This window comes from Stieleria maiorica, assembly GCF_008035925.1.
GTDB classification, from domain to species: Bacteria; Planctomycetota; Planctomycetia; order Pirellulales; family Pirellulaceae; genus Stieleria; species Stieleria maiorica.
The window spans coordinates 8,068,356-8,085,878 of sequence record NZ_CP036264.1 but is presented as its reverse complement, the minus strand read 5'-3'; the positions used below and the strand labels follow the sequence as shown (position 1 = coordinate 8,085,878).

Genomic DNA, 17,523 nt, shown 5'->3' with positions numbered 1-17,523 from the left:
TGCGAGTGAACCCCAAAATCGTCGCGCCGACCGGATTCGTTGGCATTGCGATCGACCAGACACGATCAGTCCGTGACGCACCAACGAAGCATGGATCGACGCCCTAGCGCCAAAGAGAATTAGCCCCAATTTCACAGCCAAACTCAGAAGGTCGGCTGATCAAGATTTCAGGAATCTGTGATAAGACAAGAGATTGAACGATTCGAACGAATCTGCAGTTCCAACGCGATTACTCAGACATCGCCTACCCCCGATCGTCTGTGTGCATGAACTCAATCGTCACAGGGAGCGATACTCATCGCGATTCGTCGAATCAAGGTGCCGCTCACATGTTGCGGCCTGAATGTAGGGGATGCTCCACGCCCCAATCAACCATTTTCCGGTAAGAAACTGCAAATTGATTCCCGCGATCGTGGCCGTTACAATCGCCGACGCATCAATATCTGCGGGCGAGTTCTGGCGAACGGTTTCATCCAACCAGGTGATAGATCGCGATTTCGATCGCTCGATATCATTCGAATGCATGGAACAATTTGACGTGTCGATCCAACAGGGGCTTGCCTTTCATCAAGCCGGCAAATCGGACCAAGCAAAGCAGATTTATGTACGGCTGATTGAGCAGAATAAAGACAAGGTCGATGCACTGCATCTCCTCGGCCTGCTAATGCACGAAGAGGAGAAACATGACGAAGCGTACGACTTGGTAGCGACTGCCGTTAACCTGATGCCATCCTCCGCCATCTTGCACAACAGCTTGGGCGTGGTGGAACTTGCACGAAAACGATGGGAATGCGCCGCGAACCACTTCCGTGATTCCATCGCGATTCAACCCTCTCCCGAAGCGCATCGGAATCTCGGCATTTCGCTCTACCGCATGGGTGACGTCGCCGAAGCGGAATCGAGCATTGCAAACGCCGCGTTACTATCACCGATGCCTCCAAGCCCCTACCTGGACCTGGGAAGGCTTGCGATGGAAAACCAGGACTGGAAGCTCGCCGAACGCTGTCTTAGGCGTTTGTTTGATCCAAACGGGAACATCAAGACAGATTCCCGAATCATGATTGATTTGGCACGCGTCTTAAACGCCCAGTCACGCACCGACGAATCCGTTGCGATTCTATTGCCGTTGCTAAAACAATCTCCACCGAACTCCGATCTTCACACTCAACTGGGAATCGCTTTCGGGTTGTCAGGCGATCACGAGAAAGCGGTCCAGCATTTGAGTGCCGCGTCGCAACTGGCGCCGAACTGCGTCGCCAGCTGGATGAACCTGTCGATCAGTCTGTCGCACCTTCAGCGTTGGGATGATGCCCTGACGTGTGCCAGAACGGCGGCGTCGATCGATGAAGACCCGAAGGCACTCCTTCATCTCTGCCGCCTCCTGCATCAACGGAACTTCGTTGACGAGGAGTACCAGATACTCCGTCGTCACCTGCGCAATGCGGACAATCCGATTCCTGAATTGATCCAACGACTGGCAGAGATTGAAGCGGAACGTGGCAACCACGACGACGCGATCGCACTGCTGTGCGACCTGATAAACAACGACCCTGCCAATCACAGGGCGTTACTGAGGCTCGCCGAGATATCCGAGCATGCCAATCGCATTGACGCCACGGTGCGAGCCTGTGTGTCGCTGCTTCAGCGGGACCCAGATTCCGTTCCCGCCCATCTTTTGCTCGGTCTCGTGCTTTCATCGAGACTCACTCCACAGCATCGAGCGAAACTGGATCTCAAGGAACGGGACGGACTCGTCGACCGTGCTCTCAAGCATTTTTCTCGAGCCGCCAACCTGGATCCGTCTGCGGAAACTTACGACGCGTGGGGTGTCGGTCTGATTCGAAGCGGTGAACACGAGAAAGCCATTGAGAAACTCCAACACGCGATCCACCTGGCCCCGACTTTTGCCCCGAGTCATCTAAACCTTGGAAAGGCAAAACTGGAAACAGGTGATTTGACGAGCGCGAAAGCGCACTTCAGGCAGACGATCAAGCTTCAAGAGTGGTGCGGCGATGCACACTACGAGTTGGCATGCCTGGGAGACGATGACGACTCTTTCCAATCGCTCCGTCAACTGCTCGCCCTGCTCGAAAGCAAGCAACCGAACCAGCGCCAACGAATGATGCTGCACTTTGCCGCGGCAAAAAAGTTTGAATCAGAAAGGAAATCTGACCAAGCGTTCGAACACTACCGAAAAGCGAACGCGATCAAAAGCCGCCACGATCAATCAGGCTCCGTCCGAGACTTTGTTGCTTCGGACGCGATTATCGATGTTTTTTCGGAACGTTACTTTCATGACCATCCGATCGGATCCGAAAGCGACGTCCCCATCTTTATTGTCGGGATGCCGCGGTCCGGAACAACCTTGATCGAACAGGTGCTCGCGAGTCATCCTTGCGTGCACGGTGCCGGAGAATTGAACGACATCTCCGATCTCGCAAATTCCCTGACGAGAAAAAGCAGAACGGGTCTCCCCTTCCCTTATTCGGCGAAAGAAATTGATAAACCACTGGCCAATGAACTTGCCTCACAATACCTGACACGACTGCACCGCGTGGCAAACTCCGCGGGTGGAAATTCACGATACAGACACATCACCGACAAGATGCCAACCAACTTTCGTCACCTGGGTCTAATCGCAACACTGTTTCCAAACGCACGGGTGATTCATTGCACGCGAGATCCTCGCGACGTCTGTGTTTCGTGCTATAAACAAAACCTTGCGTGGCCGTTCTGCGACTTGATTGCGGTCGCAGATTACTTCACCCAGTATCATCGAATGATGGCACATTGGAAGAAAGTGCTTCCGATCAACATCCTTGATGTTAACTACGAAAAGTTTGTCACGGATCAACCCTCACAAACCAAACGCGTGCTCGCCTATTGCGGGTTGCCATGGGATCGACAGTGTTTGGAGTTCACACACACCAAACGTGTGGTCAGCACTCCGAGCAAATTGCAGGTGCGTCAACCCCTTTATCAGTCTTCCGTCGGAGCCTGGAAGAAATACGAAGACCACCTGCAGCCACTCCTAAAGCGGCTCGCAACGGTTCTACAATCAGTGTAGAACCGCTGTCCCCAGCTGTTCCCCCATGGCCGCGTAGCGGACACCCGCACAACCCTTAGGGCGAATGACTTGCAATGTGATCAGGCCGCGCGGGCGAGGTTTCGGACGGTTTGCAGTTGCTCGATTCGCCAGAGCAACGCTTCACGCTCGCGCGCGTGCTGACCGATCCGGCGTGATAATTCGGCGCTCAAACGATTGACTTCGTCGATCGGACGCTTGTGCTGTGCCCAATGATCAACTTCCGTCTGCAATGCTCGGATTTGCTCGGTCGCTTCGGCTTGCTGCGATTCAAAGGACGCGCGTTGATCGACCAGTTCTTGGATCTGTCGCTGCAAACCGTCGATCGTTCGCTGAAGATTCAATTCGTTTTGATGGTGTCGTTCGCGTAGCGTCAATTGGTGCTGCTCCGACTCCCTTACTTGGGCCGACCACCTGGCCTGGAATTCGGTTTCCAGCTCCGCCCTGACCGCTTCCAAAGTCTGCGTTCCCGATTCATTCTCTGGCGGCGATTGTTGGAGCGATTCCAATTGTTGCTCCTTTTCGTCCAGCGATTTCTGTTGTTGCTCGATCGTGTGTTGTGCCGAAGCGAGTCGATCGGCGAACTCGGCCAACTGCTGCTTTCGATCAAGGCTATCGGAGGTCAGCAGAGCGTTCTCTTGCTCATTCTCGGAAGCTTCGCGTTGCAGGTCGGCCAACGCAGCTTGAAGCGATGTGACCTGTTCGGCTTTCGTCTCCGCCGCCATCTCCAGGTCGGCAATTCGCCTCCCAAGCTGGTCGATCGTTTGCTGCAGACGGTCATTCTCGGCCGACGAAGCCGAAACTGCGCGACGGCTTTCAGCCAAGGCATCTTCGAGTTCCGCGATCCGAGTCTGGGCCGCGGCTTCGTGATTCGAACGATGGTCCTGTGATTCTTTCTGTTCGGCGAGTTCAGCTTCCAGCCGCTCGAGTTCGACCGCGTACTGTTGTTCGGCTTCGCTGGCTCTCAACAATGCATTGGCGTCCGCGGCTCGGGCGGCGGATTGAATTTCGCGCAGCTGGTGTTCGCGTTCGTCTACCGCGGCCTCGGCTTGCTCCACTCGATTCTTCGCGTCGGCAAGCTCGCTCTGCAACCGCTCGACCTCGTTATTGACGTCGCGAACTCGGTTTCGCATCTGGTCGTTCTGGCTGGCCAATCCCGCATTCTCGCGACGCAACTGCTCCAGTTGTCGTTGTGTTTCGGCAACGAGCCGTTTGGTCGCATCGATCTCTTGATCCTTGGCAAACAGCGACGCGTCAAAATCGTCCGCCGTCTCCTTCAAATTGGCGACGGTCTCGATCAAGGACTGTTTCTCTTCCGAGACCGCGCCCAGACGCACTCGGGCCTCATGTAATTCCCCACGCAACCTTTCGATGACACGTTGAGCCTCCTGCCCGTCACGCGTGGACTGGGCGACGACCGATTCAAGATCGACTTGCAACGATTGGAGTTCGGATTCCAGTTTGGCGTTCAGATGATCCAGGTCGGCATTGATCAGTTCGACCGTTTCGTGATCGGTTGCCAAGATCCCGGCGGTTGCCTCCAGCGTCGCGATCTCGTCATCGCAAAGGGTTAGCTCTTCGTTGGTCCGCGAGCGGAACTGCGCAAAGTCCTCGCTGAGTTCGGCGAAGCGAGCGCGGTCGCGTTCGTGTTCGGATTCATACCATTCGCTCAACTGCACCGCTTGTTCTTGTGCGGCACGCCAGTGCTTCAAAATCTGCTCCTGGTCGTCGACCCGCTTTTGCAGGTTTTCGATCGTGGCGAGGTGCTCGGCGATGGTGGCGTGGTGCCGAGTGACGATCGATTCGCAGGAACGTTGGAGTTCTTGTTGTTCGGTCGAGGCTGCGGTCGCGACGTTGGCGAGCTCCTGTTTCAGATCGACGATTTGCCGGTTCGCTGTTTCGGCGCAACGTCGCGCTTGGGAAAGTTGATTCCGGACGCCGACGATTTCCTGCGCGTGACTCTGCTGGCTTTGTTGGTTTTCTCGTTGCAGGGATGTGAGCTTCTGTTGCAGGGACTCGATTTGTCCCGACAGGAGATTGCGTTGTTGAACAAATGCCTGCTCACCGCGCTGCCGCAGTGCAGTGACTTGTTGCGCACACGCCGACTGTGTGGATGCGAGCAGGTGTCTCAGTCGGGCGATTTCGGCATGATACAACCGGACGTCAGCAGCCGTACCTGTCACGAACGAGGGGCTGATCGTTTGATGCGGCATCGCCGTGAAACCGGGACCGTCGGCGTAACTCCAATCGCGGTGAACCTCGCCTGGAAATCGCCCGCCCGCGCGTGTTGGTTCGGGCGAAGTGGTGATTGGTGGTGCGGCGTGGGGATGTGCAGCAGTGGTGTAGGCGGTGGGGTAGTCGTTGCGCCGGCGATCATCCATCGATTCGTCCCATCCATGGGAAAGGGGTTCGCCCCGCGAGATCGAAGGAGCTGGATTGACGTCCTCTCGCGCGGGTTGAGTGCGCGTGAAACATACGGCAGTCCGTCGCACCAGTGGAAGGGCAGTTTCACGCCAGAATTGATAGCAACGCAGCGATCTCCTGGCGCTGGGGTAGGCGAATCGGGCGATGGCTTCGGGTTCCCCGCTGCCCAATCAACGCGGATGTCGCCCCCCGGCCGATCCCGTTCGACTATCATCTGGATCGGCCGGATGTCTAACTTTTACGTGGCGGAATCAGATGCGTTTGGTGTTTCTTTTGATGGTGGTTTGGTCCGCGGTCTTTCCTTTGACCCCCAGTCTGGATGCGCAGACGACGACGGAGGAAAGCCCGGCTGGGAATGAAAAGGTCGCGGAGATTTTTCGCACGTTTTCTGCAAAGGGGGCCCAACGAGACGAATCGGAGCTGACGCCGCCGGAGGCGATGATCAGCCGACTGCGTCTTCGCAGCGACGTCGAAGCGGACCTGATCGCGCACGAGCCCGAGCTTTCCCAGCCCTTGTTTCTGACCTGGGACTCCCGCGGCCGCATGTGGGCGGTGCAGTATCGCCAGTACCAGTATCCGGCGGGACTGAAGGTCGAGCGATTCGATCAATACTTGCGTGCGGTCTACGACAAGGTGCCCGAGCCGCCGCCGCACGGTGATCGCGGGGCGGACAAGATCACGGTGTTCAGCGATACCGATGGCGACGGCGTGTACGATTCCGCCAAGGACGTGATCGAGGGTCTAAACATCGCGACCTCGGTTCAAGTCGGTCCGAAAGGCATCTGGGTTTTAAACCCGCCGTACCTGCTGCACTATCCCGATGCCGATGGCGATGACATCCCCGACGGTGATCCAGAAGTGCATCTGTCGGGATTCGGGTTACAGGACACGCACTCGGTCGCCAACAGCTTGCTGTGGGGACCCGATGGTTGGCTGTACGGTGCCAACGGCAGCACGACGGCGGGAACGGTCAGCTCCGAAGTGACCAAGGGCGTGGCTTTCGAAGGGCAATGCATTTGGCGTTATCATCCCGAAACGAAAGTGTTCGAAGTTTATGCCGAAGGCGGCGGGAACACGTTCAGTGTGGAAATCGATTCGAAAGGACAGGTCTTTTCGGGAACCAACGGCGGCAGCAAACGCGGTTATCACTATCCGCAGGGAAGCTACAGCGACAAAAACTGGGGCAAGCACGGGCCGTTGACCAATCCCTATGCGTTCGGCTATTTCACCGGAATGCCGATGAAAGGCGACACGCGACGATTCGCTCAAGCATTCATGATTTACGAAGGCGGCTTGTTCTCGGATAACTTCGATCGGACGATCGTCGCGCCGAATTCATTGCACAACCTGGTTTGGAACAGCCGTCTGATTCGCGACGGATCGACCTATCGCACCGAAGACGTCGAGAACCTGGTTGAAACCGATGATCGCTGGTTCCGGCCGGTCTACGCCGGCGCGGGCCCCGATGGTGCGATCTATCTGGCGGACTGGTACGACACCCGATTGTCCCACGTCAATCCCGTCGATGATTGGCACAAAGACAGCGGACGGATCTATCGAATTCGCCCCAAAGGATCCAAGCCCGTTTACCGATCGGGCGATCTGACGACGTTGCCAAGTGAGGACCTGATCGACCACTTTGATTCACCCAACAAATGGTTGCGCCGTCGAGCCGCTCTGGTGCTCGGCTGGCGAAAGGATCCCGAAGCAGTCGCCTCGCTCGTTGAACGTGTGGAACACGCCGAATCATTGGAATCGCTTTGGGCGCTGAATCTGATGGGAGAATTGTCAACCGAGCGGGCTGGCGGTTGGATGCGTCACGACAATCCCCACATCCGGCGTTGGGCAGTACGTCTGATGGGCGATCGACACGAAGGCCACCACGAAATGGTGGCCTTGGCGGAAACCGAAACCGATTTGCAAGTCCGCAGCCAACTCGCATCGACGGCCAAACGGATCGACAGTGACACCGGGCTGGCGATCATCGACCGACTGACGCGACGTGACGAGGACGCGCAGGACCCTCATTTGCCGCTGCTGTATTGGTGGGCAGTCGAAGCCCATGCGGATGATTGGAACGCGATCGAGACGTTTTTTTCAAGCGACGCCTCCTGGCACCGTCCCCTGGTACGGCAATCCATCCTCGGCCGATTGGCGCAGCGTTATGCAGCCTCGGGAACGGCCGCCGACATGGACCGCTGCGACGCCTTGGTCGCGATGGCACCGAACGAAACGACGCGCGAAATCCTGTTGGTCGGGCTGACAAAGGCGTTTCAAGGACGCTCGATCCCGGCGTTGCCCAAACGTTTGGACCAGGCGTTGTCGACCTATCAAGAATCACGCGGCGAGTCGGGCGCGGTGCTGGCCCTCCGCAGCGGCCGAGACGGCGCGGCCGATCAGGCAATCAAATTGTTGCGTGACCCCTCGACCGACCTGGGGCTGCGGATCGAAATCGCGCAGACACTTGGCGAGCTAAGCCTGACCCAAAGCGTTGATGTCTTGTTGCGATTGGCGACGGGGCGTGAAACCGGGGAACCGGCGCTCCAGCGAGTGGCGATCACGACGCTGGCATACTTTGACGATGCCCGAATCGCATCCGGATTGATCGGCGCGTTCTACGGCAAGATTTCACGCGAACATGGACTGCGTGCCGCGGCGTGTCGAACGTTGGCCAGCCGCGCCTCCTGGGCCGATCGATTGTTGGAAGAGGTGATCCAGTGGCGCGTCCGCGTCCCCGAGGTCCCCGAAGATGTGATTCAACGGTTGCGGACGTACGACGATCCCACCTTCGTCGCCCGGGTCGAACAGGCCTTCGGCAAAGCCGTGACGGTTTCCTCGGCCGAAAAGATCGCGGAGATCGAGCGGCTGACGGATTTGCTGAGCCACTCCGCCGGCGATCCCGAAGCAGGCAAAAAACACTTCATGTCCAAGTGCGGGACCTGCCACAAGCTTTTCGGCGAGGGGAAAACGATCGGTCCGCCGCTGGACGGCTACGAGCGGGGCAGTTTGAAGTTCTGGTTGCCGGCGATCATCGAACCGAGTCTGGAAATCCGCGAAGGGTTTCAGTCGTACATGGCGTTGACCGACGACGGCCGTGTCGTCACCGGGATGATGGCTGCCCAAGATCCCAAAACGGTCACACTCCGCACCGCCGATGACCAGTCGGTCGTGCTGGTGCGAAACGATCTGGAACAGTTCAAAGCGATCAAGACGTCGCTGATGCCCGAGCAAGTATTTAAAGACATGACGGATCAACAAATCGTCGACCTGTTCGCCTATCTGATGCTGGGCACACGCAGGTGAGTGGGAATCGGGCAACCGTTGGTGTCTAGCCTTGAGGGACCGGCCAGCTTAGGGCGATGCTTTTCTCGCACCTACGATGGCCCTTCCGGGCCGTCGCCCGTGGGGCTCTGCGCGACGAACTAGAAAGGACGTCGTACAACCGTGTCTGCCCCCGCGTCCCCAATCGGACGCAGCTTACAAACGCCGCAAAAACCGCACATTCACGGGAGTGCCGACGTTGATCTCGCTGCCGGTCGGCGAAAGTGCCCCCGTCGCCGGATCGATCTTCAGCGACACGATGTTGCCTGTTTTTTGATTGGCAACGACGACAAATTTACCGCCGGGATCGATCCCGAACCCCCGCGGTATTTCGCCCCGCGTGGATTCATTTTCGATCCACCGGATGTTGCCGTCGGAAGCATCGATGCCGAAGACCGCGATCGAATTGTGGCCGCGGTTGGAAACGTACCCGATTCGCCCGTTGGGATGCAGCAAGCATTCCGCGGTGCTGTTGCCTGGGACCGCCCGACCGCCGGGAAGCGTCGACGCGACGTCCAGGACCGACAAGCACTTTGCCGCATCGTCATAACGCAACAACGCGACCTGCGACGTCAGTTCCAAATTGGCAAACGCGACACTTCCCTGAGCAGCGAAACAGAAATGCCGCGGGCCTCCTCCGGCGGGCATCTTCAGTGACCGTTGTTTCGAAGGGGTCATTGCTGCCGTTTCTAAATCGACGTCGTAGATCACGATTTGGTCCAGCCCCAGATCAGCGACGAAGGCTTGGGTTCCGTCGGCGTTAAAATTGATCGAATGAGCGTGAGCTTCCTGCTGGCGACGCGGATTAATGCTGCTGCCGACGTGTTGGTGGAAGGACGCGATTTCGCCCATCGAGCCGTCGTCGTTGATCGGGAACGAGGCACAACTGCCACCGCCATAGTTCGCCACGCCGAGGCACTTGCCGCTCGGATCGACGGCCACGTGACAAGCCCCGCCGCCGCGCGTCGACCGCTCATTGAGCTTTTTCAGGGTTCCATCAGCAAGGATGGAATACGAGACGATGCCGATGGAATTCTCGTCCGTGAAAGGCGTTTCCGAGACGGCGTACAGCGTCTTGCCGCCGGGGGCAATCGCGACAAACGACGGATTGTCGGCTTCGGCGGCCAACCGTGGCTGGGACAACGCGCCAGTTTCCGCGTCCAGCTTCGCAACGTAGATCCCTTCGCTGGCCGAGTCTCCGCGTGTGTAAGTGCCGAAATAAACAAGTGTCTCCGCCGAACACACTGTGCCGGCCAGGAACAGATACAATAGTGCCGCGATCCGCATGGTGATTCTCCAAGATTCAGTGGAGCCGCCATTGTAGCTCGCCGGCGAAGACCGAGGTGCGACTGGCAATCATCCGTCATGCGATCGTCCCGCCGCTTTGCCAACGATTCGAACTCCCTGCCTTCCTGCCTGCATTCTCTGCAATGCACCATTCGTTGAATCCACATCGAGAACGAAACTGATGCGATACCTTTTTCCTGCCCTGCTTCCTGCCCTACTGATTGTGCTCGCGTTTACTGAGACGGGATTCACCCAACCCGTCGAATCATCCTCCACGCCGGGCGATCGGTTGATCGCCGAATACTTTCGCGGTGAGACTCGGAAGTTGGAGGAGCGGACATTCGCCGACATCGAGACGTTGGAGGATTGGAACCGGCGGCGTCCCGAATACCGTCGTCAGTTGTTGGAGATGTTGGGCCTGGATCCCATGCCGCCCAAGACGCCGCTGGAACCTGTGGTGACCGGCACGCTGGAAGAGTCCGGCGTCATTGTCGAGCGTTTGCATTTTCAGTCGATGCCGGGGCTGTACGTGACGGCCAATCTGTATCGTCCGAATGAGCAACAGGGCAAACTTCCGGCAATTCTGTATGTCTGTGGGCACGGCGGCGAACGGCACGACGGCAAGAGTCTGGGAAACAAGACGCATTACCAGCATCACGGAGCCTGGTTCGCGCGAAACGGATACGTGTGTTTGACTATCGACACGGTCCAGTTGGGCGAAATCGAAGGCATTCACCACGGAACGTATCGCGAGAAGATGTGGTGGTGGAACAATCGCGGTTATTCTTCCGCGGGTGTGGAAGCCTTCAACTGCATCCGCTCGTTGGACTATCTGCAATCGCGCGCGGAAGTGGACGGAGATCGAATCGGCGTGACCGGACGCAGCGGTGGGGGCGCGTATTCGTGGTGGATCGCGGCGATCGACCAGCGAATCACCGCGGCGGTCCCGGTGGCGGGGATCACCAATCTGAAAAACCATGTGGTCGACGGATGTGTCGAAGGCCATTGCGATTGCATGTACATGGTCAACACCTATCGCTGGGATTATCCGATGGTCGCCGCATTGGTTGCGCCGCGTCCGCTGTTGATTTCGAATTCCGACAAAGACCGCATCTTTCCACTCGACGGGGTCGTCGACGTTTATGCGAAGGTCCAAAAGATCTATGACCTGTACGATGCCCGCGACAAGTTGGGGCTGCAAATCACCGAAGGCCCTCACAAGGACACCCAAGAACTTCGCATCGCCGCCTTTCGCTGGATGAACCGGTTCTTGCGAGAGGATCAATCGTTAATCGAAACGGCCGCGAAGCCGTTGTTCGAAAAACGCGATTTAAAAGTGTTCGACAGCTTGCCGCAGGATCAACGGGTGACGACGATCCACGAGAGTTTTATCGCCAAAGCAGAACCGAGGGACCTGGATTGGGAGTCCCCCGAAGCGGTCCATTCACTGATCGAGCGACTGCGGGAACTCACCTTTCGGGGATGGCCCGATTCGCCGGAGCCCTTGGACGTCACGTCGGTCGCGGCAAAGGAGATACCGGATGCGCGGGTGATCGAGTTCAACAGCCAATCGCCGTTTCGGCTGCCTGTCTATGTGCTGCAGCCCAACCGAGGCGCAGACGCCCACGTCGACGTCGTGGTCCTGGATGACGCCGGGTGGAAACAATGGGGGCCGGCTCTGGCGGTATTCTTTCCCGATCACGTGGGCGATGTGAAACCCGACCGGCAGCTTGCCGAAACGTTGCGGCAAACGACTGCTAATCGCAACACGGCCTACATTGTCCCGCGCGGTGTCGGACCGACTCGCTGGACCGACGACGAGCGGACACAAACACATCTCCGTCGCCGTTTCATGCTGCTCGGTCAGACCCTCGCCGGAATGCAGGTCTATGACGTTTACCGAGCAGTCCAGGCGTTGCGGCAGACTCCGCGACTGGAAGCGGCCCCGGTTTCGATCACCGCCGCGGGAGACGCCGCCGTTTGGGGGCTTTATGCGTCACTGTTTGTCGATCGAATCGATGCACTAAACCTGGAGCAGTTGCCCGAGCGGAATCGTGATGCACCGGACTTGCTGAACGTCAGCCGGATCGTCGAGATCGAAGACGTCATGAAGGCGGCCCGCACGCGGTTGGTGGGGAAGTAGGCGATCGCGTTTCGCCGTGGGTGTGCGACGTCCTTTCCGGGGCGTCGTGAAACGTCGCGTGTACGACGGCCCGGAAAGGTTGCAGCGAAATGTGCGCTCGGATGCGGGAAGGGTTTTGTTTTATCGTGCGAGCCTTCCCCACGGTCTTTCAGTGGCCGCCTCGGTGGGGCGGGGCGATCAGCGCGCGCAGGTGTTCGGTCGCACGGTCGGGCTGATCAGAGCGGAACAGCAATTCAGCCAGTTGCAGACGCAATCGATGCTGCACCACGGGCGACCTCACCTGGTCGAGTGTGTCACCAAGAAAATCGGCGGCCGCTTCGGGTTCCAGATACGCCGCTGCCATCTCGATCGCATCCAAGGCGGCATCGTCCGCTTTGGAAATCGATTCGTGAGCCCGTTGTTCGAGTTCCAATTCGGCGGCGCGAAGCTCGAGCTGTTTGCGACGAAGCTCCAGTTCATGCATCTCACGCTCGATCGCACGCAGATGTTCGTCACGCTCGCGTTCTTCGTGTTCGCGACGCTCGTGCATCTCACGCTCGTGTCGTTCACGCTCATCCATCTCACGCTCGTGCATCTCACGCTCGTGCATCTCACGCTCGTGCATTTCACGCTCATGCATCTCACGCTCATGCATCTCACGCTCGTGCATTTCACGCTCGCGTGGATCACGCCCGCGTAATTCACGCCCCCGTCGATCACGCTCGTCAAATTCACGCTCGTGTCTTTCGCGTTGTTCGGCGTCCTCACGGTTTCGTTCGACACGTTCTCGTTCGCGGAATTCACGTTCCTGGTCGTCGGCGCGGGCGGCCAGCGGGACCAGTGTGGCACCGAAAAGGCAGAACACGAATCCGACGGTTCGTCGGGCTGACGATGATCGGTCGATGAGATTCATAGCTGGACCATGGGGTTGGAGACGGCGGGAGAGGTTCGCGAAAAGGGGGCAGATACGAATGGCACGGGCTTAAGCCGATACGCTGAGCCGTAGACGCTAGCCTCGAGCCCTAGCGCCGTGTAAAAGGCGTATCAAGGCCCGCGGCTAGCGCCGTCGGCTCACTAAGCCCGTGCCACTCCTACCTGCCCCCTTTTCGCTTCTCAGTCTAGCCGAGTCTTGCGTCATCTGCTGGCCTCAGGGACTCAGCAATGAAGCTCCACACGCTTTGGCCCAGCGAGGGTGGTACGTTCCCAGTCGCTGGGCGATCGTGCCTTGGGGCATGATGGTCGAGACATGCCCGATGACACGGTCGATGTCGTCCCACAGGTGTTGTGACGCGACTGCAGGGATCTGATTGAAGGCCGACCGATCGTATCGCGACGTCGGCATCGACTCGAGCAGAAACCGGATCAAGGGAGTGCACCAGGCATCGATCGCGACCGCCGAGGCCCCCAGGGCGATCAGCTTGGCGACGTCGCGCGCGGTGACTTCGCCCGGCACAACCCACAACGGTTTCTCCGCGAATTCATGCTCGTTCATCAGTTGCCGCGCCCGGGTGACGAGTGCGGCGAGTTGAATCCCTTCGATCTCGGGCTGGTTCATCCGCACGATCAAACCGTCGGGTTGGGAAATCAGCGCCGCTGCGATCTCCTCTTCCAATCGGTAGCAATCGATCGACACGAAAACAACGGCCGAGGGCGCCAACAGTCGCAACTGCTCGAGTTTGGTTTGCGCTTGCTTGAGCGATACGACGTCGGTGGGGAAGGCACCGGTGGCGACATACCCGCCACCGCCGATCGGTGAATGCTCCCCCGCGTTCTCCCAACGATTCATCTGGTCGGGGGAATAAGCGAGCCGTCCCGAGGAGTCTCGCGTTGCAGCCAAACGAACGTCAATGACACGTGTTTGGTCGAAATCGACCGGCGAGAACCCATAGCGTTCGGCGCGATAGGGGGTCATCCGCGGCAAGAACTGCGGTTGGGATCCATCGCCGGCCGCGGTTTCATCCACCGGGATCGGCGAAAACAATTCGCTGGGTTCTTCATCATCTGCCACGTCACGCCGCAATGCCGAAACAACGACGTCCAGGTTGGCGACCGAAGCGGCCAGGCGTCCCGCAACCTCCAAGGGCAATTGAATCCAAGGCGGTTCGTACCAAAACAATGGCAATTCGAACCGGACCGATGCCCCATCGCTTCGCGCGACCGTTTTGGCCACCGGAAACATCGGATGGGTCGCCCAAACGGACGTGGCGTGCGGGGGCAACAAGTGCAGCGAATCGAGTCGATCGGAAGTCACACAGAATCCTTTTTGATGCTACCGCCAATTGGGAACCACTTCGCCGCGCGCGGCGTTTTCCGCCGCCAGTTTCGCGATCGGCACGACCCGACGAAAGTCGGTCGCGTCGCCTCGGATCCCTGCACTGATCAGCAACAACCCCAGCTGGACCTCCTGTTTTTTCCGCAGCGGTGCTTCGGTGACACCGGGCGTCAAGCTGGCCGCTTTTCCGCGAATGAACACCGCAACGTTGCTGAGCGGATTGCCCAAGTTCTTTCCCGCGTCGCCGCCGATCACGATCGTTCCCGCCAGGGCACCGAGTCCGACATCGTCGCCGACGTTGCCACGCACGAACAGACCGCCCCCACGCATCGCGCCGCCGGCTCGATCTCCGGCCGAACCATAAATCCCCAACGTCCCGCCGGTCATCGCCGTTCCGGCACCGTGGCCGGCATGACCGCGGATTCGGACCGATCCGCTGCACATCCCCTCGGCGACGCCGTGTCCGACGTTGCCGAAGACCTTAATGACGGTCTGGGCGTTGTAGGCAAATGCGTAATCTCCCAAGGTGCCGCGAACCCGCAGCTTGACCGGGTGGTCGATCCGCATCAGCGCAGCGTGCTGGCCTTCGGCTCCTAAAACCTCGACCCGCGGCAGTTTCTCTTCATCGGCTTGCACGGGTACCGCACGAATCGCCTGACGGAGCTCTGCGTCGAACAGCTCCTGCATCGAAAACTCATGCTCGACGTCTGGCAGACTGGCCGTATCGACTGACTCTTGGTCGAACGCCGCCATCGAATCGTGGGTCGAATCATGCGCCGAATCGACCTGCGGCGCATCGTCGGGCAGGGCTTCGCTAGGGAGTGCCTCACGCGAAACCGTCTCACCACGCGGTGAATCCGAACCCCGCGAATCGGCTCCCGGGGCGACGGTTCGAGCCGATTCACCTGCCGCCGTGTGTTGCGGCGGGGTTGGCGGCTTGGCCGGCTTGGCCGGCTGCGATGGTTTGGGAACGTGCGGCATCGAAACGAATAATCAAGCGTTTGGACCGGAAATGACCCGACGAACGATCCCCTCTAGTTTAGCCGCAGCAGCGCCCCCTGCCTCTAGCACTTCTGCGTGATCGGCCACATTCGCACGATCCGGGTCCGCCACATTGCTGACAACCGACAAAGCGAGCACGGACATGCCAAGATTCGCGGCCGTTAAAGCCTCCCCAGCGGTGCTCATTCCCACCACATCGGCTCCGATGCGTCGCATCATTCGGTATTCGGCCCGGGTTTCATACGTCGGCCCCAGAGTTGCCAGGTAGGTGCCCAGGACGGCATGGAATCCACCCTCCCGGGCTGCGGACAGCGCTACCGCAGCCAGGTCGGGGTCGTAAATCTGTCCGCGCCGGCCGACCGGAAAGCCGGGCGAATCGGCGTCGCTTTGACTCGGTCGAGCCCACTGCCGGCGCCGATGCAGCCAGTCGATTTGGTCGCTCAGGACGACAATGTCCCCCACGGACAGCAGCGGATGGACACCCCCGGCTGCATTGCTGGCGATCAATCGCGTTGCCCCGATCGCATGCAGCACGCGGATCGGAAACGTCACCTGCTCGTGCGTCCAACCTTCATAGCGATGCAATCGACCAGCCATCGCGACCAGCGGCCGGCCGCCGAGCGTGCCGAAGACGAGCTGTCCGCGATGGCCGCTGGCGGTCGATCTCACGAACCCGGGAATCTCGCCGAACGGTACCATGACGGCCGATTCGATCTTGTCGGCCAGCGAACCGAGACCGCTGCCGAGGACAACTGCGGTGATCGTCGATCCGTCACCGTCGCCGTCGAATTCCCAAGTCGTCGCGATCCGGTCCTTGATCGCCGCGACTGCGACCGACAGCGAAGCGTCGATCGGCGGTGATGGATCGTCCCAAATGTCGCTCATGCGATCCGCACTTGCCCGGCCTGGGCGACGATTCCCGTCACCAACTTCAGCAGTTGGGGTGCGGCGGAATTCGCCGTCGCGATGATCTCTTCGACATTGGCCGGTTTCAGCGAATCGGGCAGACACATGTCCGTGATCACACTCAACCCGATCGTCTTCAACCCGCAATGTACCGCCACGATCGTTTCGGGAACTGTGCTCATCCCGACGACATCGGCACCGATCGTCCGCAGGAAACGATACTCGGCCCGCGTTTCCAGATTCGGCCCCGCGACCGCAACGAACACACCGCGGTGGATGCCGATATCTTCGCGGCGGGCCAACTCAAGCGTGCGGTCGATCCATTGCTGGTCATAGGGTTCGCACATGTCCGGAAACCGAGGCCCCAAGCGATCGTCATTGATTCCGATCAGCGGATTGTCGCCCATCAAGTTGATCTGGTCGTCGATCACCATGATGTCGCCGGATTGGTAATAGGGGTTCAATCCTCCACAGGCGTTGCTGACGATCAACAACTCGGCGCCGAGCCGTTTGAAGACACGAATCGGCAGCGTGATTTGTTTGAGCGAATAACCTTCGTACATGTGAAAACGCCCTTCCATCGCGATCACGGGTACGCCGCCCAAGTATCCACAGACCAGCCGCCCGCGGTGGCTGGTCGCCGTGGAGGTGGGGAAATGCGGGATCTCGCCGTACTCGATCGCTGCCTTGACATCGATTTGATCGACCAGTCCACCCAGTCCCGTGCCCAGGACGATCGCTACTTTCGGCGTTTCCGCGAAGGCGTTTTGAATGGCCGCGGCGGCGTCTTCGATTTTTTCGTACAGATCAAGCATTTCGATGGCTGGGGGAGAGTTCATGGGTGAAACAGAACAAGACGCGAGAATCATAACGCACCGCCGTCTTGCTGCCATCGTCAGGGAAAGACGCGTGCTTTGTTCCACTTGGATTTTAGGACAGCGAAGCGAAAAGGGGTCAGGTACCAAAAATGCGAAGCACCCTGCGGGCCATTTGGTTTTTGGTACCTGACCCCTTTTCGCGCCCCCCCATGAACCCGAACATCGAATTGGAACGCCGCACTCGCTAAACTTTGATTCATCAGTCACCGCATCGGCGTTTCCCTTG

General features: G+C 58.9%; 10 protein-coding genes. 3 read left to right on the top strand and 7 right to left on the bottom strand.

The features are described 5' to 3' along the window. The first annotated feature begins 523 nt into the window (after positions 1-523). Positions 524-3,067 (top strand): tetratricopeptide repeat-containing sulfotransferase family protein, encoded by a 2,544-nt coding sequence (locus Mal15_RS27515; RefSeq protein ID WP_167547086.1) that lies wholly within the window; start codon positions 524-526, stop codon positions 3,065-3,067. Positions 3,068-3,147: 80 nt separating this feature from the next. Here the strand turns inward: Mal15_RS27515 and Mal15_RS27510 are convergent, their stop codons facing one another. After that, complete coding sequence (locus tag Mal15_RS27510) at positions 3,148-5,466, bottom strand: coiled-coil domain-containing protein (RefSeq protein WP_147870692.1); 2,319 nt, start codon at positions 5,464-5,466, stop codon at positions 3,148-3,150. Positions 5,467-5,764: 298 nt separating this feature from the next. Between Mal15_RS27510 and Mal15_RS27505 the strand changes: the two genes are divergently transcribed. Beyond that, positions 5,765-8,812, top strand: coding sequence for a PVC-type heme-binding CxxCH protein (locus Mal15_RS27505; RefSeq protein ID WP_233903063.1), 3,048 nt, complete (start codon positions 5,765-5,767; stop codon positions 8,810-8,812). 174 nt (positions 8,813-8,986) lie between these two features. Here the strand turns inward: Mal15_RS27505 and Mal15_RS27500 are convergent, their stop codons facing one another. Next, the gene (locus Mal15_RS27500) at positions 8,987-10,117 is read right to left on the bottom strand and encodes a lactonase family protein (RefSeq protein WP_147870691.1); all 1,131 of its coding nucleotides are present in this window, start codon (positions 10,115-10,117) and stop codon (positions 8,987-8,989) included. 181 nt (positions 10,118-10,298) lie between these two features. Between Mal15_RS27500 and Mal15_RS27495 the strand changes: the two genes are divergently transcribed. After that, complete coding sequence (locus Mal15_RS27495) at positions 10,299-12,260, top strand: alpha/beta hydrolase family protein (RefSeq protein WP_147870690.1); 1,962 nt, start codon at positions 10,299-10,301, stop codon at positions 12,258-12,260. Positions 12,261-12,408: 148 nt separating this feature from the next. Here the strand turns inward: Mal15_RS27495 and Mal15_RS27490 are convergent, their stop codons facing one another. From Mal15_RS27490 to Mal15_RS27470, 5 genes are all read right to left on the bottom strand, one after another. Next, entirely contained in the window at positions 12,409-13,152 is a 744-nt protein-coding gene (locus Mal15_RS27490) for a hypothetical protein (RefSeq protein WP_147870689.1), read from the bottom strand. 234 nt (positions 13,153-13,386) lie between these two features. Then, positions 13,387-14,490, bottom strand: coding sequence for a beta/alpha barrel domain-containing protein (locus tag Mal15_RS27485; RefSeq protein WP_147870688.1), 1,104 nt, complete (start codon positions 14,488-14,490; stop codon positions 13,387-13,389). Between the two features lie 18 nt (positions 14,491-14,508). Continuing rightward, positions 14,509-15,492 carry a tributyrin esterase gene (locus Mal15_RS27480; RefSeq protein WP_233903062.1) on the bottom strand — a complete coding sequence of 328 codons (984 nt, stop codon included), beginning with the start codon at positions 15,490-15,492 and terminating at the stop codon, positions 14,509-14,511. A 12-nt stretch (positions 15,493-15,504) separates the two neighbouring features. Then, positions 15,505-16,398, bottom strand: a complete 894-nt coding sequence (locus tag Mal15_RS27475) for a purine-nucleoside phosphorylase (protein WP_147870687.1) — start codon at positions 16,396-16,398, stop codon at positions 15,505-15,507. Further along, positions 16,395-17,234, bottom strand: coding sequence for a purine-nucleoside phosphorylase (locus Mal15_RS27470; RefSeq protein WP_147872578.1), 840 nt, complete (start codon positions 17,232-17,234; stop codon positions 16,395-16,397). Before Mal15_RS27470 ends, Mal15_RS27475 begins: the two co-directional genes overlap by 4 nt. Positions 17,235-17,523: the final 289 nt, after the last annotated feature.